Annotated in this window: 13 protein-coding genes; 7 read left to right on the top strand and 6 right to left on the bottom strand. The window is 65.8% G+C overall.

Annotated elements, in window-relative coordinates; translation table 11 throughout:
* Positions 1-17: 17 nt before the first annotated feature.
* The 7 genes from K7G82_RS17010 (at position 18) to K7G82_RS16980 (ending at position 8,140) form a co-directional block, all read left to right on the top strand.
* On the top strand, positions 18-1,295 hold the full coding sequence (locus K7G82_RS17010; protein ID WP_246623635.1) for an MFS transporter: 1,278 nt from the start codon (positions 18-20) through the stop codon (positions 1,293-1,295).
* Between the two features lie 123 nt (positions 1,296-1,418).
* Positions 1,419-2,609 carry an amidohydrolase family protein gene (locus tag K7G82_RS17005; protein ID WP_222991109.1) on the top strand — a complete coding sequence of 397 codons (1,191 nt, stop codon included), beginning with the start codon at positions 1,419-1,421 and terminating at the stop codon, positions 2,607-2,609.
* A gap of 160 nt (positions 2,610-2,769) precedes the next feature.
* Positions 2,770-3,705, top strand: coding sequence for a LysR family transcriptional regulator (locus tag K7G82_RS17000; RefSeq protein ID WP_222991108.1), 936 nt, complete (start codon positions 2,770-2,772; stop codon positions 3,703-3,705).
* Between the two features lie 283 nt (positions 3,706-3,988).
* Entirely contained in the window at positions 3,989-4,990 is a 1,002-nt protein-coding gene (locus K7G82_RS16995) for a Rieske 2Fe-2S domain-containing protein (RefSeq protein WP_246623634.1), read from the top strand.
* 86 nt (positions 4,991-5,076) lie between these two features.
* Positions 5,077-5,883 (top strand): acetoacetate decarboxylase family protein, encoded by an 807-nt coding sequence (locus tag K7G82_RS16990; RefSeq protein WP_222991107.1) that lies wholly within the window; start codon positions 5,077-5,079, stop codon positions 5,881-5,883.
* Positions 5,883-6,749: an SDR family NAD(P)-dependent oxidoreductase gene (locus K7G82_RS16985; RefSeq protein WP_222991106.1), complete on the top strand. Its 867-nt coding sequence runs from the start codon at positions 5,883-5,885 to the stop codon at positions 6,747-6,749. Before K7G82_RS16990 ends, K7G82_RS16985 begins: the two co-directional genes overlap by 1 nt.
* Positions 6,750-6,781: 32 nt before the next feature.
* Positions 6,782-8,140, top strand: a complete 1,359-nt coding sequence (locus K7G82_RS16980; protein ID WP_222991105.1) for an MFS transporter — start codon at positions 6,782-6,784, stop codon at positions 8,138-8,140.
* Positions 8,141-8,267: 127 nt separating this feature from the next.
* Here K7G82_RS16980 and K7G82_RS16975 read toward each other — a convergent pair whose 3' ends face one another.
* Genes K7G82_RS16975 through K7G82_RS16950 form a run of 6 tightly spaced genes read right to left on the bottom strand, consistent with a single transcriptional unit; the run spans position 8,268 to position 14,634 of the window.
* Positions 8,268-9,776: a malonate--CoA ligase gene (locus tag K7G82_RS16975; RefSeq protein ID WP_222991104.1), complete on the bottom strand. Its 1,509-nt coding sequence runs from the start codon at positions 9,774-9,776 to the stop codon at positions 8,268-8,270.
* Complete coding sequence (locus K7G82_RS16970) at positions 9,773-11,113, bottom strand: malonyl-CoA decarboxylase domain-containing protein (RefSeq protein WP_222991103.1); 1,341 nt, start codon at positions 11,111-11,113, stop codon at positions 9,773-9,775. Before K7G82_RS16970 ends, K7G82_RS16975 begins: the two co-directional genes overlap by 4 nt.
* Positions 11,110-11,541 carry an acyl-CoA thioesterase gene (locus tag K7G82_RS16965; protein WP_222991102.1) on the bottom strand — a complete coding sequence of 144 codons (432 nt, stop codon included), beginning with the start codon at positions 11,539-11,541 and terminating at the stop codon, positions 11,110-11,112. Before K7G82_RS16965 ends, K7G82_RS16970 begins: the two co-directional genes overlap by 4 nt.
* A complete protein-coding gene (locus tag K7G82_RS16960; RefSeq protein WP_222991101.1) occupies positions 11,534-12,118 on the bottom strand; it encodes a carboxymuconolactone decarboxylase family protein in 585 nt (194 codons plus the stop codon). Before K7G82_RS16960 ends, K7G82_RS16965 begins: the two co-directional genes overlap by 8 nt.
* Positions 12,119-12,121: 3 nt before the next feature.
* Positions 12,122-12,874, bottom strand: coding sequence for an SDR family oxidoreductase (locus K7G82_RS16955; protein ID WP_222991100.1), 753 nt, complete (start codon positions 12,872-12,874; stop codon positions 12,122-12,124).
* The gene (locus K7G82_RS16950; protein WP_222991099.1) at positions 12,871-14,634 is read right to left on the bottom strand and encodes a hydantoinase B/oxoprolinase family protein; all 1,764 of its coding nucleotides are present in this window, start codon (positions 14,632-14,634) and stop codon (positions 12,871-12,873) included. Before K7G82_RS16950 ends, K7G82_RS16955 begins: the two co-directional genes overlap by 4 nt.
* Positions 14,635-14,637: the final 3 nt, after the last annotated feature.

Raw genomic sequence — 14,637 nt, 5'->3', positions numbered from 1 at the left:
GGAATGCGAGGCCCGTCATGAACCGGATGGCAATCGACGCGGCGGGTTCGCGCCTGCCGCGCCTCGCCTTCGCCGCGCTGTTCGCGACCACGCTGGCGACCGCGATCGGCAATACCGGGCTGATCTCGGTGATGCCGACGGTCGGCCGCGAGATCGGGATCTCCGATTTCCTGATCGCCGGCATCTTTTCGCTGTCGGCGCTGATGTGGGCGATCTCGTCGCCCTATTGGGCGGGGCTGTCCGATCGGCGCGGCCGCAAGCCGCTGATCCTGGTCGGGCTGTGCGGCTTCGTCTTTTCGATGATGGGCTGCGGGCTGGTCGTGCTCGCCGGGCTCGACCGGATGGCGGCGCCCTTCATCGTCTTTCTCGCTTTCCTGGTGATCCGCTCCAGCTACGGCATCTTCGGATCGGCGTCGGCCACGGCAGCGCAGGCCTATGTCGCCGATCACAGCAGCGGCGAGGCGCGTGTGCGCGCGATCGCGGCGCTTGGCGGTGCGCTCAGCCTCGGCACGATTTTGGGGCCGGCGATGGCGCCGTTCCTGATCCTGCCGCCGGCCGGCCTTGCCGGGCCGATGTTCCTGTTCGGGCTGGGCGGCGCCGCGATCCTGCTGCTCGTCGCGGTGGCGCTGCCACGCGACACGCCGCGATACCTTGCCGGGCCGGGCGAGGATAGCGGGATGACGGCGCGCGACATCTGGCGCGACGCGAAGGTGCGGCCGTTCCTGCTCTACGGCTTCGTCGTCAGTTCGGCGCAGGCCGCCAACACCTATACGCTCGGCTTTCTCGTCATCGATCGGCTGGCTGTGCCGCCGATCGCGGCGCAGGGGGCGATCGGCATCGCGATGGTCGCGGGCGCGGTCGCGGGCCTTGTCGCGCAATGGGGGCTGATCGGGATCGGCGGCATGATGCCGCGCGCTCTGCTGCGCTGGGGGGCGGCGCTGGCGCTGGCCGGAAACGCGCTCATCGTGTTGCTGCCGGGCTATCCAGCGCTCGTCGCCGCCTTCGCGCTCGTCAATCTGGGCTACGGCCTGGCGCGGCCGGGTTTCAGCGCGGGCGCCTCGCTCGTCGCGCCCGATATCGGCCAGGGCGCGGTGGCCGGCGCGCTCTCGGCGATCGCGGGCGCCGCGATCGTCGTGCCGCCGATCGTCGCCGTCATGCTCTATCAATTGTTTCCGGCGGCGCCCTTCATCGTCCTCGCCGGATCGCTGGCGGCGCTGCTCATCTACACCCTGATCACCCCGGCATTGGCAGAATTCAGCGCTTCCGTGCCCTCGATCGTTTCCTGTGAGCGATAGTTTGTGCGCGGTGGTTGCCTTGTGGCGGCGGGGAGCGGCGCGGTATTCTCGGGAAGAAGGATCGGATGGGCGGTGGAGCCGACAAGGCCGGCCCAGCCCGACATCAGCAGGAGAGTGAGTTTCATGGATCGCTATCTCGTCATTTCGTCCGACGGCCATGCGGGCCTGCCGCCCGAGCGCTATCGCGACTATCTGGAGAGCAGATACCATGCGCAGTTCGATGAGCGCGTCGCGCGCGAGATCAAGATGCGCGAGGAGCATGAGAAGCTGTTCCTGCTCGACGATTTCAACACCAAATGGCGCGCCCGCGTTGGCGACGGACTGGAGGGTGCCTGGGATCCGGTGATCCGCAACCGCGTGCTCGATCATGACGGCGTTGCGGCGGAGGTGCTGTTCCCCGATGGCATCACCGAGCGCAACGCGCCACCCTTTGGCGCCGATGTCGGCCTGCGCCCCTTCGGCGTCGATCCCGAACTGCAATGGGCGGGCGGGCGCGCGCATAATCGCTGGCTCGCCGAATTCTGCCGCGAGGATCCGGTGCGGCGCATCGGCCTGGCGGTCATCCCCGCGCTCTACGATGTCGACGAGAATCTGAAGGAGATACGCTGGGCGCGCGAGGCCGGGCTGAAGGGCGTGTTCCTGCCCGCGATCATGGACGGCTACGCCATGTACAACCACCGGAAATATTATCCGATGTGGGATCTGCTGCAGGAATTGAACATGCCCGTTCATTTCCATTCGGGCGGCGCGCCGGCCTATGACACCAGCCAGCCCGGCTGGATCGGCACCTATCTCTCCGAATATGCCTTCTGGCTGACGCGGCCGATGTGGACGATGATCTTCGGCGGCGTGTTCGAACTCTATCCCAGGCTCAATGTCGTCTTCACCGAAGCCGGCGGCGAATTCTGGTTCCCCTGGATGATCGAGCTGATGGATGTGCGCGCGTCGGTGAAGCACACCAGCGGCAAGCTGGGCGATTATAATTCGAACCTGACGATGAAGCCGAGCGAATATTTCGCGCGCAACATCCATGTCGGCTGTTCGGCGCTGCCCGACGAGGAAACGACCGAGGCCTATTACAAGATCGGCATCGACCGGATCATGTGGGGCACCGATTATCCGCATCCCGAAGGCACCTGGCCGGCGACGCTGGACAAGATGACGATCAGCCTGGGCGGCCTGCCCGATACGGATATCCAGAAGATGTTGGCCGGCAATGCGCTGAACGTCTACGATGTCGACACCGACGGGCTCTGGTCGCTCGCCGCGAAGATCGGTCCGCAAAAGGCGCAGTTCGAAAAGCGTGCCGCCTGAACGCGAACGTCTGTCCGGTCTATCGAATTTCGATCCGTCGCGTCCCGATTTGTCGCGTATCGTGAACAATCGCGACCGATCGGGATTTCCATCCGCCCCGGACCCGACTAGCCTTTCCCGCTACGCCGCGCTCGACGCGGCATGGCAGGGGATGCGGCCGGTGACGTGGCGAGGGATCGAGGAGTTTCTGGCGGTCGTCGATACCGGCAGCTTCACCGCGGGAGCGGAGGCGCTGGGCGTTTCCAAATCCTATGTCAGCAAGATGGTGAGCGAGTTGGAGGCGCGCGTGAACGCGCAGCTTCTCGTGCGCACGACGCGGCGGCTGTCGCTCACCGCCGCGGGGGACGTGTTCCATCAGCGCTGCCAGGAAATGCGCGCCTCGCTCGTCGATGTGGAACGTCAGATGGCGCAATTCCAGGAACGCCCCGTCGGCCGGCTCCGCGTGGGGCTGAGCGATATTTTCGGCGTCAGCTACATGTCGTCGATCGTCGCCGATTTCAGCGCCCGGCATCCCGACATCTCGGTCGAGGTCGTCGCCTATCTGCGCGAAAGCGAACTGGTTCAGGAACAGTTCGACGTCGTCATCCGCTATGGCCGGCTCAACGATTCGAGCCTCAAGGCGCGGCTGTTCGGCTTTCTTTCCTACTGCCTGTGCGCGTCGCCCAACTATGTCGCGCAGCATGGCTGGCCATCCTCGCCCGCCGAACTGGCCGGCCATTCCTGCCTGACCGATCTGGGCGGGCATTTTCATTTCAACGACGACGATGCGGCGAACGGCCGGGTCAAGGTGTCGGGCAACTGGAAAAGCAACAGCGGCCTCGCGCTGGCGTCGGCGGCACGGCATGGCATCGGCATCGCGCAGATCCCGATCAGCGTGATCCGCGACGACCTGCGCGAAGGGCGGCTGACCGCGCTCGACGAGGAATGGGCCTATTATGACAGGGAAGTCTGGGCGGTGTTCTCGCCGGGGATGATGCCGGCCGCGACGCGCGCTTTCATCGATCATCTGGCGGTGAGCTTCGAACATCGCAAGCTGCGCCCCTGGATGGAGCCGGCGATGAGCGCGCTCGCCAGCCATCTGCATCGCAGCAGATAGGGTCTGTTTGAAAATATGCGGAAGAGCACATTTTCAAGGCCGCACCAGCCCGCTCCCCCACCCGGCCTCCCAGAAGATACTGCCGTTGGGAGGCCGGGTGGGGGAGCGGGCTGGTGCGGCAATGCGCCATCGGCGCATTGCCAAACAGACTTTCCGTCTGTTTGGACAAAGATTGTGCATCACCGCGCACAGTGCGTCCCCATCGGGGCGCTTCCGTGTCAGGCCCGAGCGGCTATGCTGATCGAGGAAGGACCGGTGCAAAGCCGGCCGATGGGAGAATAGGATGGTGGTTCAGCGTTTCCCGATGGGCATCCCGTTCGGCTGGTTCTTCGTCAGCTATAGCGACGAGATCGCTGTGGGCGAGGTGAAGCCGCTCCACTATTTCGGCCGAGACCTGGTGATCTTCCGTGGCGAGTCCGGCGATGTCGGCCTGCTCGACGCCTATTGCCCGCATCTCGGCGCGCATATGGGGCATGGCGGCACGGTCGATGGCGACAAGCTGCGCTGCCCCTTCCATAGCTGGGCGTTCCGCCCCGACGGCTTCTGCGTCGACATTCCCTATGCCAAGGCGATCCCGCCGATCACCAAGCGCGAGCCGATCGCGCGGCCCTATCCCGTGGTCGAGAAGAACGGCGTCGTCTGGGCCTGGTATCACCCCGATCGCATCGAACCGACCTTCGACGTGATCGAGCATGCGCCCTTCACCGAAAGCGGCTGGAGCGCGCCCGTCCGCCGCTTCTGGGCCTTCGCCAGCAACCCGCAGGAGATCGCGGAGAACGGCGTCGACCTCGCCCATTTCGAATATGTCCACAAGATGGAGGCGGTGCCCGAGGGCAAGACAGCCTATGACGGGCATATCCGCCGCAGCGATGCACAGGGCGAGCGCGTGATTTCGCTTCCCGACGGCACGACGAAGATCATCCCGTCCAGCGTCAACACGATCCAGAACGGGGCCGGACAGAAATTCACGCAGTTGAAGGGCGTGGTCACTCTGTCGCTGATGGTGCTGGCGACGCCGGTCGAGGCCGATCAGGTCGAACTGCGCTTCTGCTTCACCTTCCCCGAAACGCCCGAAGGTTCGCCCGAGTACAAGGCGGCGCTCATCGCGATCGAATATACGTGCGGCCAGAGCGGGGTCGAGGGCGACATTCCGATCTGGCACAACAAGATCCATCGCGCCCGCCCGCTGCTGTGCGACGGCGACGGCCCGATCCTGCGCTTCCGGCGCTATTTCGAGCAATTCTATACCGAGGGTGACACGCCGCGGCAGATGGCCGCGGTCTAGTCGCACTCAATTCAATCAAGGCTGATCGGCGCGCGGGCGACAGGTTCGCGCGGTCGGAGAGTCATGGCCCGCAAAGGAGAGACGATATGGTCAAGCTACGCTATGTTCAGGGTCCGGTCGCGACGCCGCAATCAGGTGGCCTCAACAACACTGTCCGCACCGTGCGCGCGCTGTACGAAACCGATGCGGAGATCGCGCGCGCCCTGCTGCCCCAGCCGCTGGTGCCGGCGGCGCGGCCGGAGATCTTCCTCCAGTTCGCGCATGTCGCGATGCATGTGACGCCCGAGACGACGGTCGAGATCGGCGCGCTGACCCTGGGCGTGATGTGCGATTACGAGGGCACGCGCGGCGGCTATGTCTTCCATATGGCGATGGAGGGCGAAACCGTCGTCACCAGCGGCCGCGAGCGGTTCGGCGAACCCAAGAAGATCGCGGAAACGACGTTCGACAAGAATGGCGACCATGTCCGCGCCACCTGTTCGCGCCATGGCATCACCTATTTCGAGGTGGAGGGCACGATCGGCGCGGACCAGGGCAAGCCCGAGCCGTTCGAGGAATATTTCTACTGCTACAAGGGGCTGCCCTCGATCACCACGCCGGGCGAGTTCGACGGCGACGTCTATCTGACGCGGCTCAACTGGAAGCGGAACTATAGCCGCCATCATGGTTTCGACGGCGCGATCCGATTCCATGAATCGGCCTATGATCCGATCGTCGACGTGCCGATCCGGCGGATGCTGAGCCTCGATTATGTCGAGGGGGCGACCAATACCAGCGGGCAGTTGCTGCGCACCGTGCCGTCCGAATGGATCGCGCCCTTCTGGGTGCAGCGCAACGACGCGCCGTCCAATCCCGGCGTCGAGATCGCGCTTGCCGAAGCGAAGGCGGCCTGATGCGCGATTTCGCGGGGCGGGTCGCTGTGGTCACGGGCGGCGCCAGCGGCGTCGGCCGTGCGCTGTGCGAGCAATTGGCGGGGGCGGGGGCGAAAGTGGTGCTCGCCGATATCGATCAGGCCCGGCTCGATGCGGTATCGGCCGAGATCGCGGCCGATACCGGCGCCGATGTGACGGGCATCCGGGTCGACGTCACCAAGGCGGATTCGGTCGACGCGCTTGCGGATGCGGTGTGGGCGCGGCACGGTGCGGTCCATCTGCTGTTCAACAATGCGGGGGTGGGGCTGGGTGAGGCGCAGCGCGCAATCTGGTCTTTGCCCGCCAATGACTGGCACTGGGGTTTCGACGTCAACCTGTTCGGCGTCGTCCACGGCATCCGCGCCTTCGTGCCGCGCATGCTGGCCTCGGGCGAGGAAGGCGTGGTGATCAACACCTCCTCGTCGAACGGCGGGCTCCGCTCGCTGCCCAATACGCCGATCTATGCCGCGTCCAAGGCGGCGGTCACCAGCGTCAGCGAAGTGCTGTACCAGCAATTGCTGCGCGAGGGCGACCGCGTGCGCGCGGCGGTGCTGTTTCCCGGCCCGCATGTCGTCAATACCTCGATCCTCGCCTCCAACCGCAATCGCCCCGCCGATTACGGCGCGACCGACGGCAACAAGCCGGCCTATGAGACGATGGAGGATCTGGTCCGCACGACCGGGCTGAAGATGGCGCTGACCGAGCCGGAGGAAGTCGCATCCTTCGCGCTGGAGGGCATTCGCGAGGGCCGTTTCTGGCTGCTGCCCGAAAGCGAGGATGGCGACGGCAAGCTGCGCGACAGGATTTCGGAATTGCTGGCAAGGGCCAATCCCGTATCGGCATGGTGAGGCGGATGATTTGAAGAGGGAAACGCGCGACGATGGCTAGCAATGCGGTGCGGGACGTGACAACGGCGACGAACGGAGCCTATCGCTGGTATGTCGCGGGCGTTCTCTCGCTCGCTTATTGCTTCAGCGCGATCGATGCGCGCGTGCTCACCCTGTTGGTGGTGCCGATCAAGCAGGATCTGGGCCTCACCGATTTCCAGATCAGCCTGCTCCAGGGCTTCGCCTTCGCGCTGCTCTACAGCGTCGCCGCGATACCGATCGGCCGTTTCGTCGATACCAGCCGCGCGCGGACGCGCATCATCGTCTGGGGCGTCGTGCTCTGGTCGATCATGACGATGGCGTGCGGGCTCGCGCGCAGCTTCGGCCAGCTCTTCGCCGCGCGGATCGGCGTGGGCGTGGGGGAAGCGACGCTCAGTCCCACCGCCTATTCGCTGATCAGCGACTATTTCGATTCGAAGCGCCGCGCGCTCGCGATCAGCGTCTATGCCATCGGCTATCCGATAGGGGGCGGGCTCGCGCTCATCATCGGCGGGGTATTGCTGCAATATTTCACCGGAACCGGCGGCATCACATTGCCCGTGATCGGCGCGCTGGCGCCGTGGCAGGCGGTGTTCGTCGTCGTCGGCCTTCCCGGTGCGATCATCGCGGGCCTGCTGATGACGGTGCGCGAGCCCGAAAGGCGCGAACTGGCAAAGGGGTATGAGGGGCGGACGCTGCCCTTGTCGGGTGTCGTCGCCTATCTTCGTCAGCACTGGCGGCTCTATGGCATGCTGATCGGTTCGATCTCGCTGATCGGCATGCTCTCGATCGGCGTGACCTTGTGGTATCCGACATTCCTGATCCGCACCTACAAGATGTCGGTCACCGATGTCGGCCTGTATTACGGCACGGTGATGCTGATCTGCGGAACGCTCGGCACGCTCGGCGGCGGCTGGCTGTCGGGCCGGTTGATGCGCGCGGGACGGCGCGACGCCAATATGCGGATCGTGCTGATGACGACGATCCTCAAGGCGCTGCCGCTGATCGTCGGGCCGCTGATGCCCACCCCGGTGCTCGCGCTTGCGCTGATGGCGGTGGGAACGCTGATCGGTCAGGGCGCGCAGGGCGTGATCATCGCGGCGATCCAGGATGTGACGCCCAATCAGCTTCGTGGCCAGGTGATGGCGCTGACCCTGTTGTGCGTGAACCTGATCGGGCTTGGTCTGGGCGCCAGCTTCATCGCGGCGATCACCGATTTCGGCTTCGGGGACGAAGGCGCGCTGCGCTATTCCATCTCGCTCGCCGGTGCGGTGCTGCTGCCCTGCATCATCCTGCTGATCGCTGTCGGCATGCCTGTTTATCGACGCGCGCTTGAGCGCATGGCGGCTGAAGACAGGGCTTCGTCCAACTGAAACACCCCTCAGTGTCATTCCCGCGAACGCGGGAATCCAGCTTCTTCTTCCTGATGCTTCACGGAAAAGCTGGATTCCCGCGTTCGCGGGAATGACAAAGGATGAATCATTCCCGCTGGATCAGGCGCTATGAAGCTTCGGCGTAACGCTCGCGCAGCACCGTCTTCTGGATCTTGCCCATCGCGTTCTTGGGCAGCGCATCGACGAAATGGATCCGGCGCGGCTGCTTGAAGCGGGCGAGCTGATCGGCCAGCGCCGCCTTCAGCGCGTCGCCATCGGCGAAGCCAGGATCGCGCGGCACGACCACGGCGACGACCGCTTCGCCCAGATCGGGATGGGGCACGCCGATCACCGCCGATTCATGCACCTGCGCCAGTTTGTCCAGCGCGGTCTCCACTTCGGCGGGATAGATGTTGAAGCCGCCCGAAATGATCAGGTCCTTGGCGCGGCCGACGATCGAGACATAGCCGCGCGCGTCGATGAAGCCGAGGTCGCCCGAAATGAAATGGCCGCCGCGAAACTCCGCCTCGGTCTTTTCGGGCATCCGCCAATAGCCCTTGAACACGTTGGGGCCGGCGATCTCGATCACGCCGATCTTTCCCTGCGACAGTATCTCGCCGCTTTCGGGGTCGGCGATGCGGATGCTCACGCCCGGCAACGGCTGGCCGACCGTGCCCGCGATGCGATCGCCGTCATAGGGGTTGGACGTGTTCATGTTGGTTTCGGTCATGCCATAGCGTTCGAGGATGGCATGGCCCGTCCGCGCGTTGAATTCGCGGTGGATGTCGGCGGAGAGCGGCGCCGAGCCCGAGATGAACAGCCGCATGTGCGCGACCAGCGCGCGATCGAAACCCGCCTCGCCGAGCAGCCGGATATAGAAGGTGGGCACGCCCATCATCGCCGTGGCGCGCGGCAGCGCAGCCATGATCGCGGCCACGTCGAAGCGCGACAGGAACAGCATCGACGCGCCTGCCGCCAGCACGACATTGGTCGCGACGAACAGGCCATGGGTGTGGAAGATCGGTAGCGCATGCAGCAGAACATCGGCGCCGGTGAAGCGCCAATGTTCGCGCAGCGTGAAGGCGTTGGAGGCGAGATTGTCGTGGCTCAGCATCGCCCCCTTGGAGCGGCCCGTGGTGCCGGAGGTATAGAGGATCGCGGCCAGGTCGTCGTCGGCGCGCGGCACGGTCTCGAAGGTGCCGGCGCAATCGGCAGCGATCGCGGCGAGCGAACCGCCGCCCGCATCATCCAGCGTCTCGACGCGCGCCACGCCGGCCGTGGCGGCGAGCGCGCGGATCGGATCGGCCTGGGCGGGATCGCAGACGAACAGAGCGGGTTCTGCATCGCGCATGAAATAGTCGAGCTCGCCGCTGGTATAGGCGGTGTTGAGTGGCAGGAAGACCGCGCCCGCGCGCAGGCAGCCGAGATAGAGCATCAGCATGTCGATGCTCTTTTCCGCCTGCACCGCGACGCGGTCTCCCGGGGCGACGCCCGATGCGACGATGGCATTGGCATAGCGGGCGGATCGCGCGGCGAGATCGGCATAGCTGACGATGCCGCCGCCGGGCAGCGTCGCGAAGCGCTGTTCGCGATCCTCCGGGAAACAATCCGCGAGCCGCGCATAAAGATTGGTCATCGTCGATTCCTCGCCATCGCGCGTGCGGTGGGTTTCGTCAGTTGCCGCATCGTCGCGCGGAACGGATCGCCCAATATCACGGCGCCGTCATTGGCATAGGCTTCATGATAGGTTTCGATGTTCGCAAGATCGTAGAGATAATTGACCATCAGTCCCGCGCTCTGCCGCATGCCGTTGGCGGACGTGTCGCCCATCCAGTTTAGCCGTTCAAGTCGCGCGCCGTTGCCAAGGTGGAAACGCGCGACGGGATCGACCGGCCGGTTGTCGGCGGTTCGGGCGGTGGTGAAATACTCGATCGCCCGTGCGGTCAGGCTCGCGCGTGCCTCTTCGTCGAAATCGTCCGATTTGCAGGCTTCGGCCAGCGCCGGATCGCTCTTGCCGAGCCACGCGATGAAGCCCGGAATTGGTGACAGGGTCACGAAACAGTCGAGGCCGGGCAGGTCGCCTTTCAGATCGGACGCGACCTGCTTGATCAGGAAATGTCCGAACGACACACCCTTGAGCCCGGGTTGGCAATTGCTGATCGAATAGAAGACGGCGGTGTCGGCATCGGCCGACGCCATGGGAGCGCGCGCCGGATCGAGCACCGACTGGATCGCATCGGGCATGCCGCGCGTCAGCGCGACCTCCACGAAGATCAGGGGTTCGTCGGGCATGGCCGGATGGAAGAAGGCGAAACAGCGTCGGTCGGGCGGATCGAGCCGGCTCCGCAGATCGTTCCAGTCGCGGATATGGTGGACCGCTTCGTACCGGGTCACGCGTTCGAGCAGGTTGGCCGGCGACGACCAGTCGATCTGCCGCATCGTCAGGAAGCCGCGATTGAACCAGGATTGCAGCAGATGGAGCAGGTCGGCGTCGACGGCATCGAGCGTCCCGCCCGCGCTTCTCGCCGCGCGCAGGAGATCGGCGCGCATCCCGACCAGTGCGGCAGTGCCGCCCGGCGCGAGGTTGAGCCTGCGGAAGAGTTCCTGTCGCGGCGCCTCGACGGCCTGCGCCAGCGCCGGCAACGCCGATGGTCCGTCAGCCTTGTAACGTGCCCATGCCGCATCGAGCGCGGTCGCGCCGGTGTCGAAGCGTTCCGCCAGCAGGCGGAAAAAGGCGAGGCGCTCGTCGGTCGTCGCCCCGGCATAGATCTGCAGCAATTCGGTCGCGATCAGCACGCCTGATGCCTCGCCGCGTCCCGACAACAGGCTGTGCGCCAGCCTTTCCAGCCGCATCGCATGCGATCCGGATCCGCCGGTGCGCCGTGCGAATGCGCCGGCCGCATATCGGCGCAGAAGGTTGCGGCCCTGGCGGGTGACGCCGTCGATTAGCCTTGGCAGCGCGATGCGTATCACGCGTGGATCCCGAACCGCTCCGCCACACGCGCGATGAAATTCTCCGGCAGCGGCTGCGCCCGGCGTTGCTTGAGGTCGAAGCAGACGGTGCGCGCGGCGAGCGCGGCGCACAGGCGATCCTCGGTGCGTTCGAACATGCGATATTCGATGCCGACCGACGTGCGGCCGATGCTCGTCACGCGGCCGTCGATCCTGACCAGTGCGCCCGCCGCCAGTTCCGAACGATAATCGATCTCGTGGCGGACATCGGCCCAGCCGCGATGTTCGAGCATGTCCTGCGCGGGGGTATGGCCGAGCGTCGCGAACAGATGATAGGTCGCGTCATCGAACATGCCCAGATAATGGCGTGTCGTCAGATGTCCCATCGCGTCGCATAGCCAGGGATGGACGACGGCGAAGCCGCAATCGATCGGATGGCCCTCAGCCATGGCCGCCGATTTCCCAGCCGTGCGGCGTCAGATGTGCCTCGGCGAAACCGCGTGGCGTTTCTTCCAGCGGCATCGCCAGGCTGTCGTTCCAGCGATTGAAGAAGCCGTAGAGCGCGATCGCGGACAGCAGTTCCACGATCTGCCCGTCATCATAATGCGCGGCCAGTTCGGCATAGGCCTGGTCGGTGACGCCCGAAGGCGACTGGCCGGCGAGCATCGCGAAGCGCAATGCGCTACGTTCCGCGTCGGTGAAGAGCGGGCTGCGCTCGAAATCCCAGACCGCGTCGATCCGGGCGCTGTTCCCGCCATGCGCGGCGTTGCTCGCCGTATGCGCGGCGCAATAGCGGCAGCCCGCCGCCATGCTCGCGACATGGCCCGCGAGATATTTCAGTTCGAGCGGCACGGCGCCGGTCGCCATGACGGCATTCCACAGGCCCAGCGTCGCGCCCAGGATCGCCGGTCGGTGGCCCAGTGTGGCGACGCTGCCGGGCAGTTCGGCGAAATGCTCGAGGAACGGCGCGACATCAATGCCTTTCGCCCCGAGCGCATCGGCATCCAGCAATTGCATGCGGCCCATCGGTCAGCCCTCCCACTCGGCATTGCCGTCGACGCCGATGATCTGCGCGGTGATGTGGCGCGCGGCATCGGATGCGAGGAACCAGGCCATCTCGCCGATCTCGCTCGGCTGGATCTTGGTCCGCATCGAGATATAGCCCAGCGCCTCGGCTTCGACTTCGGCGACGGGGCGCTGCAGGCGTTCGGCGGCGCGCGCCATCAGTCCGCGCATGCGTTCGGTGTCCATGAAGCCGGGGCGGATGGCGTTGACGCGGATGCCGGCCGGGCCGAATTCGCGCGCGACGTTCCGGGTCAGCCCTTCCAGCGCCCATTTCGACGCGACATAGGCCGATCGGCCCGGCAGGCCGGTGACGGTCGACGCGGTCGAGATGTTGATGATCGCGCCTTCGCCCGCCGCGCGCATCGCCGGTGCGACCGCATGGATGGTATGGAACGCGCCATGGACGTTGACCGCGAAGCAGCGTGCCCATTCGTCCGGATCGTTGGTTTCGATGCCGCCGATCGGGCCGGCGACGCCGGCATTGTTGATCAGTACCGAAATCGGCCCGACGCGATCGATCATCGCCGCCACGGCCGCCGGATCGGCGACGTCGGTGCGGCTGGTGACGATGCCCGGCAGCGCGGCCGCGATGCTGTCGAGCGCGGCCTGATCGACGTCGCAGACGATGACGCGATCGCCGCGCGCATGGAAAAGCTCCGCGATGGCGCGCCCGATGCCCGATGCGCCGGCCGTGACGAGTATCGATCTGCCGCTCATGCCGCTGCCCTCCGTTCGATCTGTGTTGCGGTTTCGTCGAGTGTGCCGTCGTCGGAGACCACGACGCCGTAGATTTCGCGCGCGCGCGCAGGGCTGATCAGGCCGCCCGCCACGTCGTCCGCAACGCGATTCGCCGGGCGTTCGCGCGGGTCGCCATAACCGCCGCCGCCGCACGAGATCGCGACGATGCGTTCGCCGTCCTGGATATGCACCTGCGCACAAGCATCGAGTGGGCCGTGCGTGCCGTCGCGCCGGATCAGATATTGATCGGCGCCGCCACCGGGCTGGCCGCCGCGCACGCCCGCCGGCAAATTGACATGTCCGTCGGACAGATAGCCGATATCCATGCCCGCGCCGACCGGGCCGAACTCGACGATGGTCGAGGGCGCGCCATTCTGCGTGCCCGCGCCTTCGCTATCGGTGACGAAGCCGCGCCGGTGGACGATGATCGGTTGCGACAATTCGGCCAGTTCGACGCCGTCGATGCAGCACAGCCCAGCATTGCCGACATGGCCGATCGTCCACCAGGCGTCGCTGGCCGGGCTCGCGGCGCCGCCGCTCATCGCCAGGAATATCTGGTTGACGAAAGGTCGGCCCGTGCGCGGATCGATGCCGGAGACCACGCCCGCCGAAGGCGCGATCACCGATCCCACTTCCGCCATGCCGATGCCCTCGCCCAGCCCGGCAAGCGCGGTCTGGACGCTGTTGGCGGCACGGTCGGCGATGTTGGTGGTCGCGGCCGAGCAGGAAAAGGGATGGGTCGGTATCCCGGCGATACAGCCCTCGCGCAGCTTCACGTCGATCCGCCGGAACGATCCGGCGTTTTTCGGCACGTCATGATCGATGCTGTTGAACACGCCGATCATCGCCGCGGTGCGCGCGCAGGCTTCGGACAGGTTCATGCCGCAGGGCAGGCAATCGGGATTGTCGGTCATGTCGACCGCGACGCGGCCAGCCGCCGGATCGACATCGACGGTCGCTGTGATCTTCAATCCTTCGGCGGGCAGCCCGGGAAAGGGATCGTGCGTGCTCGATCCGGTCACGCGGCCGGCGGGCAGCCTGCCGATCGCATCGGCCATCCGTGCTTCCGAATAATCGAACCACTGTGCGGCGAATGCTTCCAGCCGGTCCCAGCCGATCTCCGCCGCCAGTTCTCCCAGCGCCTTTTCGCCGATCCGCGCCGCGCCGATGGTGGAGAGATAATCGCCCCGCCATTGGTGAGGCACGCGGATGCGCAATTCGCACATGCGGATGATGTCGTCGATGTCGCGTCCGTCGCGCTGGACCTGGACGGCAGGAAACAGGAGAGCGCCCTCATGATAGACGTCGCGTGCTTCCGCCATGTAGGTCGTCGGCTGGCTGTTGCCGATATCCGCCTGATGCGCCTTGGCGAGAACGGTGAAGCGATGCCGCCCCTCCGCGTCCATCACCGGCACGATCACACTCAGATCGGCGGGATGCGAGCAGCCATGATAGGGCGAATTGTGCAGGAACGCGTCGCCCGCGCGCAGCTCCGGATGAAACTGCTTCATGCTGCGCGCCATCATGTCGGGGCCGGAGAGGACATGGATGGGCAGGCTGTCAGCCGCGGTCAGAAGATCGCCGTCGCGCGTCAGCAGGCAGCAGGAAAAGTCGCGCGCGCGGTTGATCACGCCGGAGCGGCCGGTGCGGAGCAAGGTGTTGGACATCTTGCGGACCACGCCGTCCAGCCGGCTGCGCAGCACCGCCATTTCCGCGCCGTTCATCGGTTTGTCGGTCATCTC

Source organism: Sphingomonas colocasiae, assembly GCF_019880585.1.
Classification (GTDB): Bacteria; Pseudomonadota; Alphaproteobacteria; order Sphingomonadales; family Sphingomonadaceae; genus Sphingobium_A; species Sphingobium_A colocasiae.
The sequence above is the reverse complement of the archived record's forward strand: the minus strand, read 5'-3'. Positions and strand labels throughout refer to the sequence as shown.

Excerpts from the sequence above, each read along its gene's own strand:
- K7G82_RS17005 (WP_222991109.1), top strand. The coding sequence starts at position 1,419 with ATGGATCGCTATCTCGTCATTTCGTCCGACGGCCATGCGGGCCTGCCG.
- K7G82_RS16955 (WP_222991100.1), bottom strand. The coding sequence starts at position 12,874 with ATGAGCGGCAGATCGATACTCGTCACGGCCGGCGCATCGGGCATCGGG.
- K7G82_RS16965 (WP_222991102.1), bottom strand. The coding sequence starts at position 11,541 with ATGGCTGAGGGCCATCCGATCGATTGCGGCTTCGCCGTCGTCCATCCC.
- K7G82_RS17010 (WP_246623635.1), top strand. The coding sequence starts at position 18 with ATGAACCGGATGGCAATCGACGCGGCGGGTTCGCGCCTGCCGCGCCTC.
- K7G82_RS16995 (WP_246623634.1), top strand. The coding sequence starts at position 3,989 with ATGGTGGTTCAGCGTTTCCCGATGGGCATCCCGTTCGGCTGGTTCTTC.
- K7G82_RS16950 (WP_222991099.1), bottom strand. The coding sequence starts at position 14,634 with ATGACCGACAAACCGATGAACGGCGCGGAAATGGCGGTGCTGCGCAGC.
- K7G82_RS16980 (WP_222991105.1), top strand. The coding sequence starts at position 6,782 with ATGGCTAGCAATGCGGTGCGGGACGTGACAACGGCGACGAACGGAGCC.
- K7G82_RS16960 (WP_222991101.1), bottom strand. The coding sequence starts at position 12,118 with ATGGGCCGCATGCAATTGCTGGATGCCGATGCGCTCGGGGCGAAAGGC.
- K7G82_RS16985 (WP_222991106.1), top strand. The coding sequence starts at position 5,883 with ATGCGCGATTTCGCGGGGCGGGTCGCTGTGGTCACGGGCGGCGCCAGC.
- K7G82_RS16975 (WP_222991104.1), bottom strand. The coding sequence starts at position 9,776 with ATGACCAATCTTTATGCGCGGCTCGCGGATTGTTTCCCGGAGGATCGC.
- K7G82_RS16990 (WP_222991107.1), top strand. The coding sequence starts at position 5,077 with ATGGTCAAGCTACGCTATGTTCAGGGTCCGGTCGCGACGCCGCAATCA.